Consider the following 1325-nt stretch of genomic DNA (forward strand, 5'->3'; position numbering starts at 1 on the left):
GAGGTTTACCCATAGAACGGAAGTAGGTACTCAACATGGGTTGGCTTTCGGGCGAAATGTGTTCTTCGAGATAGATATGTTTATCTGTATTGGCGAAGACATAACCAGTCTGGAAGAAGAGTCCAATCACCGCTAATAGAGCGCAAGACAGCGTTTTAATCGGAAAGTGCATGAGCTTATTAATAAATTGTGATCTCGTTAAGTAGCAGTACTTCCTAATTCTATCACTTCTTATCTATTAAGTGCTTATGGATTCCCCAAGAATAAGGGATTTTAAGGCGAGTATAATTGATTGATTTGATTTAATTTTTTGATTTATAAAGAAAAGTGCTTTTTATAAGTTGGGAAATAATTTTAATCGCAATATAAGGGAACCGGAGGTTTTGACTGAGAAATAGCGATAATCGATGAAGATATTTCCATGTGAATTATGTGTGATACTGCTCCCAAAAGTAATTCCGACCTCCAAAAGATGATTTTGGTGTCATAAATATTTAATGTTTGTATGGGTTGTTAAAAAAATGGATATTCGACATAGTGTTATTAAGCCAAAGTAAATTGGCTGTTCATAACAAACAGGAGATTATTTATGCATAACGAAATGATTCAACCGTCGCACTTCGGCATCATTGCTCGCACTTGTATCGCCTCAGTAGTAATGTTGGCGGGTGTTTTCGCTCTTATTTAGTGGAGTGACGTAAGCTAGATTACGTTTTAGAAAACAAAAGCAAAATTCAGGGAATTACCTTCAGTTGTAAACGGTATTCCCCTGAAAATCACTCAAAGTAACCCCTTCTTAGCTGAGTAAGCTAAAAACCAAAGCACTTACCGCAACAATACCTGTGATCAGAACAAAATAGGTAGAGAGCTTTCCACGATACTGCTTCATCGACTCAATCTTATGTACCGCCAACATCGGCATAATGAACAAGATCATTGCGATAACTGGCCCAGATAACGCTTCCATCATGCCTAAAATGCTTGGGTTCATGATTGCTGCAGCCCAAATTGACAAGAAAAGAACCACTACGCTAATACGATCAACACGTGTTTCAGACAAATTTGAGTGCTTTGTGATTAAGCCGTTCAAGCTTTCACGTGCGCCTAAGAAATGACCAAGGAAAGAAGAAGTGATCGCGACAAACGCCACCAAAGGACCAAGTGTTGCGATGAACGGGTTATCCGTTGCGTTTGCAAGGTAAGAGAGTACGGATACGTTTTGCGCTTTTGCCTGTGCAAGTTGCTCTGGCGATAGTGCCAATACGCACGAGAAAACAAACAATAGTACGAATGCGATAAGCATGATGCTCGTGCGACGTAAAATC

The 1325-nt window shown here is 39.5% G+C and carries 1 protein-coding gene; it reads right to left on the minus strand.

Features of this window, described 5'->3' with window-relative positions; genetic code table 11:
• Positions 1-796: 796 nt before the first annotated feature.
• On the minus strand, positions 797-1325 hold a 529-nt coding region (locus R8N28_RS25150; RefSeq protein ID WP_282961017.1), incomplete at its 5' end, for an aromatic amino acid transport family protein.

The organism is Vibrio sp. Vb1554 (genome assembly GCF_033344235.1).